Raw genomic sequence first — 1729 nt, 5'->3', positions numbered from 1 at the left:
ATAGAAAAAGAGCTCCAAATTTGTTAAAATGTAGTTGCAAACACTACCACTAAAACAAAGGAGGAACTCTATATGTCTAGTTTAAATGTTTTTCAATCAAATTTCAACAATAAAATTAAAATAAATTTTGATGGTGGTGATTTATCTTCTGATTCAGGGCTTTTTCTAATCAACGAATTTGCTCATAAAATAGAATTTGAGAGACTAATCAAGTCTACTTTTAAAACTAATGATGATGCAGATAGATTTCATACAGATGACAAAAATCTTATTCAAAAGGTTTTCCAAATAATCTCCGGATACTTTACTGATGATGATTCAGATGAATTAACAAATGAACCAGTATTAAATGCAATTCTTAGTAAAGAAGGTCTTGCTTCACAGCCAACAATGTCACGATTCTTTAATAGAATGGATAAAGATACTATGGCTCAGTTTGAAGCTATTCATACTGCTTTACGAAAGAGGATATATTCAATAAATAATCCTGAAATGGTACTTCTTGACCTTGATTCTACTTTACTTGCTACTTATGGCAAACAAGAAGGTGAAGGTTTTAATTTTCACTATTCATCACACGGATATCATCCACTTGTTTGCTACGATGGCCTTAATGGAGACCTATTAAAAATCCAGTTAAGAGATGGCACAGCCTATTCGTCAACAGGTGTTGTAGATTTTCTAGATCCTTTACTTGAAGAATATCAGAATAATTATGAAGGTACAAAACTTTATTTGCGTGGTGACAGTGGTTTTGCAACACCAGGATTATTTGAACAAGCTGAGCACAACAGTTGCTCCTATGCAATTAGATTAAAAGCTAATCCTAATCTTTATAGAGAAGCTGAATATATTTCAAATGACTTAGATTACGCAACTAAAGATAATAAGATAGACTATGCTGTATGCTATGGTGAATTTATGTATAAGGCTGCAAGTTGGAAATACCCAAGACGCGTAGCCTGTAAAGTAGAAAAACCTTACAATCAATTCACTTATACTTACACATTTATAGTAACAAATATGGATTTAGAACCTTATCAGTTAATCCAGTTTTACTGTAACAGAGGTAAAATGGAAAACTTTATCAAAGAATCAAAATCAGGTTTTAACTTTGAGTCTATGAGCAGTAATTCAAAGATAGTTAATGAAAACCGATTACAGCTATGCATGCTAGCTTACAACTTATTCAATTACTTCAAGCGACTTGTACTACCTGTAAAAATGCAAAAGATGCAAATTGATACCATTAGGTTAAAACTAATAAAGATTGCCTCAAAGGTAATTCGCTCAGCAAGATACCTAGTATTCAAGCTTTGTAGTTCTTGTCCTTATCAAAAAGAATTCTTCGAAACACTTGATAACATAAGACATCTAAAGCCAAAGCTTGAGTAGTAACATAAAATGCACCTTGATAACCTAAAATTAAAATCCCTGCAAATATGGGTTTATTTAGTGTACTCTTTTTTAGGGATAAAATATTAAATTTTAGGTTGATTTGATTTATTTTATAAAAATACAGGTTTTCATTAAGAACTATTCAATAAAAAATTCTTGTGAATAATTCAGGCTAGTTTATATATAAATGTAGAAAACGTCTTAGAAGAATATGACCATATTTATTCTGAATTTAAAACACAATAAATATTAAGGCTCAAATATAAAAGATCTTATAGTATCCAAAACTAAATGGCTACTATAAGATCTTTATTTGTTTTATAAATACATT

The 1729-nt window shown here is 30.1% G+C and carries 1 protein-coding gene; it reads left to right on the top strand.

The window, feature by feature from the left end; all coding sequences use genetic code 11:
* Nucleotides 1-72: 72 nt before the first annotated feature.
* A complete protein-coding gene (locus VK998_RS09090) occupies nucleotides 73-1395 on the top strand; it encodes an IS1380 family transposase (protein ID WP_325227801.1) in 1323 nt (440 codons plus the stop codon).
* Nucleotides 1396-1729 lie beyond the last annotated feature (334 nt).

The sequence above is a fragment of the Schnuerera sp. genome, assembly GCF_035459645.1.
Classification (GTDB): Bacteria; Bacillota; Clostridia; order Tissierellales; family Tepidimicrobiaceae; genus Schnuerera.
This window is presented reverse-complemented; position numbering and strand designations above follow the sequence as displayed.